The 4825-nt window shown below is 53.7% G+C and carries 1 protein-coding gene; it reads left to right on the plus strand.

The features are described 5' to 3' along the window. The first annotated feature begins 1885 nt into the window (after nucleotides 1–1885). Nucleotides 1886–4087, plus strand: coding sequence for an alpha-galactosidase (locus tag ACOJWD_RS05410; protein ID WP_486992200.1), 2202 nt, complete (start codon nucleotides 1886–1888; stop codon nucleotides 4085–4087). Nucleotides 4088–4825 lie beyond the last annotated feature (738 nt).

The following is a 4825-nucleotide window of genomic DNA, read 5'->3' on the forward strand; positions in this document are numbered from 1 at the left end:
AACAACAAGGCGGGTTGGTGGTCGTACCACTTTCAAAGCCAAAGAAGCCAACGACATTCCGCGGATATGCGTATTGTCTACCAAGATACCGGAACGACTATCCGTATTATGGGGTTTGGCCATCGATGGGTACCACAGAACATATATACACGACTTTCTCCATGAAAAAGAGCGCCTTTTGCCGCACGAAGCTTTTTGTAAGTCGGTCCCCCTGGTCGTATCGCCAATGGCGCGGTGACGAACGACTCCAAGACCGTGATGTGAGAAGATTTCTGAACACGTTCCCGAGCACGATGCGAAAACCCCGGATTCCCACCCGCCGGACCGTTCTCCACTCCCGCGCGTCCTTGAGGATGTGTCATGCCATCTCCCGAACGGACGGCATCGTTCCGTCGCACGTTCCTCCATCGCGTGGGGTCCATCCGATCCCCATGGCACCTAGCTCATGTCCATATGGGTGACAATATTCCCGAGCAACATTCGCCTTGCTCTGCTTCGGTACCCGTAGAGCGATGAGTACTGCGGGCACGATCGAGTGCTGTTCGGGAATGGGTCGACCACAAGGCGAAAAACATCGTTCAACCAAACCCATCGATCAAATTAATCGAGAGAAAATTGCGCTAAGTAGCTATCCGGCTCGTATATGCATTAAGGGTCCTCGACTCACGCAGGCTGGTCCAACCACGTTTGGCCACAACACAGCAGATTATTCAGAGGGGCCCCACAACCCGGATTTTGCCTAACACGGTGCGAACCACTCGCGGTAAAGCAGGAGATCAGCCAGCCCTTGATTGCCAATAGCTATTCTTTGTTCCGGGGACACAGAAGGGAAAATATGGTGCGAACCATCCTATGCGTATTAAATTTGTCTTAGACGCCATTCCACCCCGTTCTCCGTGGTATCCGCTTGAAGCCATTGGAGTTGGCTCGCCCGTGGTGGAGAATCTAACGAGTGACGTTACCGGCATGGCGCGCCAACACCGGTACGAGTATCCACCTTTACCTGTCCTCGTTGGACAGGTCTTGCGGCGGTGGCCAACTTTCAGAGGTTGAGTGGGCTAGCGGGTACTGCCCGGGATTGGGTGGACCTTATTCAAGTGGATGTTAGTCTATTCGATGGACACCACGAATTCGACGATGCTAATCTCATCGAATGAGGTGATCATCACGGGTAAGCAATACGATACCGAGTTTCAATTACCGGCGGTCCGGTTAGCCACCGAATTCCGTCGAAGACGGCGAGCGCGAAGGTTGACGGCAATTTCCAAGAGAAGCCATAGGAGCCACAAAAACCAAAAGATTTGAGCGTGGAGATTCACCATCCACCTGCTTTCCCGTCGGTTGTCTAGGAGTGGCCCGTTGTTGACGCCCCCCATTAAGACGCCATTGCCCTTTCTTTCTCATCATATTCCGCACTTCCTGGTGAAGTCCACATCATGTGTGGGTTAAATCCCGCGTACCGCGAAGAAGCGCAACGAGAATGAAGAGACATGGGGAGGATTTCGACGGACTTGCAGAAAAAATCTCGGGGCATCCGGGGACGATCCCCAGTGGCAGTGATTTGAATTTGCCGAATGGGGCACCTAGGAAAGCATCTAGCTGCGCCATTCGGAAAATGGTATGGGTAAACCTAGCCTCTAATGTTCTCGAATTTTCTGGCCCACCAAGGCATGGTTACGATACCAGATCGAGACCTGTCAACACACATCATCCCAGCCCATGACAGGTGAAGAGGTACATTATGCCATAAAGATGGGAATTTTTGCCCGATGTATGGTCTAATGATTGATAGATGAGCCATATGGTCTCCGAGCCGATGAGGAAGCGAGCCAACCGCCCTGTGCGAGACCGTGGATGGTGAGGTAACGACAAAGGGAGTGATATGATGGGTATCGATATTCTGGATCAGAGAAAATTCCACCTCTATACCAATAACACCAGCTACGTATTACAGGTCGACGCTCATGGACAGATATTACATCTGTACTGGGGCAAAAGGATCCATCCCGAGTCCTTAACGGACCCAGTGAGGACAACGCCCATTTTGGCCTTTTCGCCGACGCCCTATGCCGATGACCCCCAATATTCGCTAGACGTATTACCCCAAGAAGCGCCTATGTTTGGTCGGTCCGATTTTCGAGAACCCCTGTGTCAGCTCCGCTTTGATGATGGCACCATGGCAAGTGAGTATGTGTTTGAATCATATCGCCTGACGCTCGGCAAACCGCCGCTTTTGGGATTGCCCAGTATACGGGAAGAAGCCGGTGATAGTGTGGTAACACTGTCTCTCACCCTAAGAGATCCTTCCTATCCCCTCACGATGACCCTCAGTTATTCGGTTCTGGAGTCATTCGATGTGATTACGCGCTCGGTCAGTTGGCACAATGAGGGGAGCTCACCCTATGAAATGGAGCGAGCGCTCAGCATGACGGTGGATTTTCCCGATGCCGACTATCGCTTGTTGCACCTGGCGGGGGCCTGGGCGCGAGAACGCGGTGAGGTATGGAGCGAATTGGGACAGCCCAAAAAGGTCTCGGTGGAAAGCCGGCGTGGTGCCAGTAGCCATCAGATGCAGCCCTTCCTCGCGCTGGCCCGCCCACATACCACCCGCGATAGCGGCGACATCTTTGCCACGCACCTCATCTATAGCGGCAATTTCTTGGCCTTTGCTGAAGTAGACCAATACCTAACCACCCGGATTGGGATTGGAATTAATCCGTCTGAGTTTCATTGGATCCTGAATGGCGGAGACACCTTTCAAAGTCCCGAGGCGGTCTTGGTCTATTCCGATAAGGGACAGAATGGCATGACCTCAATCTTTCACCACCTCTATCAGGAGCGCCTGATTCCTCCGGCGTTTCGTCGCGTCGAGCGTCCCATATTATTGAACACCTGGGAAGCCGCCTATTTTAAGCTATCCGAAGAGACCATTGTTTCGATTGCGGAGAGTGCGGCAGATTTGGGGGTGGAACTATTGGTGGTGGATGATGGGTGGTTTGGCCATCGAGACAATGACCGCTCATCGCTCGGGGACTGGCATGAGGACCGCAATAAGTTTCCCGACGGTCTAGCAAGCACGGCCCAACGCGTACGGTCATTGGGAATGAAATTTGGGCTCTGGGTGGAACCAGAAATGATTTCTCCCGTGAGCGCACTCTATGCAAAGCATCCCGAGTGGTGTATGGGGGTGCCTCATCGCCCTCCCTCTTTGGCACGGCATCAATTGGTCTTAGATCTCTCGCGTCAAGACGTACAGGATTTTGTGATAGACACCTTGTCACAACTGATTGAAGAGTTACAGCTGGACTACCTCAAGTGGGACATGAACCGTCATCTGTCGGAAGTGGGGTCACATGGCCTTCCACCAAGGCAACAGCAAGAGACCTCCCATCGCTATATCTTAGGACTCTACCGAGTTCTCGAGGCCATCACCACCCGCTATCCGCAATTGCTCATTGAAGGATGCTCGGGCGGCGGAGGACGCTTTGACCCCGGGATGCTCGCCTATTCCCCTCAGATCTGGGCGAGTGATAACACCGATGCGGTCGCTCGATTAGCCATTCAGCAGGGGACGGCACTGGTCTATCCGGTCAGTACCGTGACTGCACACGTGTCCGATGTGCCCAATCATCAAACCGGACGACAGGTTTCCCTCGGTTTTCGTGCGATGGTGGCCATGTCAGGGGTCTTAGGCTATGAACTAGATCCCCGTCGGTTGTCCGATGAGGACCGTGAAGCCGTAAAGGAACAAATTCGCCGCTACAAAGAGGTGCGAGGGCTGGTACAGTTTGGCTATTATACGGTGCTGGAGACTCGGGACCCGAATGCGTACGGATGGATGTTTCGCTCTCACGACGGTCATCAGGCCCTTGTCTTTTATTTTCGCCTCATGGCCCGTGCCAATTATCCGAGAACCCGATTGCCCGTAGTGGGACTCCCGCTGGAACGGTCGTATGCCGTAAGAGAGTGGGAAGGTCATGGCCAGTGGTTGTCAACGAATGGTGGTGAATTGCGCCACGTGGGCCTCGTCATTCCTGATCTGCGGGACGACTATCAGGCTGTAGTATGGGAAGTATTAGCTCTCTAACAGCCGACGGCGTACCGATATCATCATACGATGGTCACATGGATGGAATGATATGGATCACCTCGGCATCGGGGCCGGCTGTGTCGTTAGGGAAACCGTGACTACTGCGCCCAACGTATCCACAACTATTCTGGGGGCGGAACCATTCTGGCTCCGAGAGCAGATTCCGTAACAGCGGAGTTATCCCAGGTCATTGCCCATGTGTCATGAGAATTGTGCGGATGGGGGGATGGCTTTCCCGGAGAAAACACGGAGCTTTTGAATGAACGGCCCGATGTTTTGACCCTCGAAAGGTGGTACTGGCTCTTGCCGAGTTCAGGCGACTGCTAGCGGCATCTCGCCTAATTGGTTGACGAGATCGAGGTTATAACCAGGTGATGGAGTACTGGCACCTTCCTCGAATCCGGCCGTTAATCACCGTGGCAGTCGCCGATTCAATGCGCACGGCCCGGTATTGAAATCGTTCGGGAGTCCAGTCCCCGAGTGCTTGGCGATGCCGGGGTCGATGGTGAGGAGCCGTCGCCTACGTCCCCGGTTTGATGTCGCATAGGTGACTCGCCATTCGCTCCGTGTCGGGAAAGATTGTGACAAACGGTGGTCGCGGTGAGGCACGCGGCTACAAGGATATGGGACACCATAGAGTGTAGTGCTTCTTTTCTTCTGATAGCGATACGGTGATATTCGCCGTGGCTCGTCGACGTCCCTGCTTATGACACGTGGAAGTTACTGGCAACCACG

Source organism: Sulfobacillus sp. TH-112 (assembly GCF_057473405.1).

Bases quoted from the DNA above. Each gene is read 5' to 3' on its own strand.
- ACOJWD_RS05410 (WP_486992200.1), top strand. From the start codon at position 1,886: ATGGGTATCGATATTCTGGATCAGAGAAAATTCCACCTCTATACCAAT.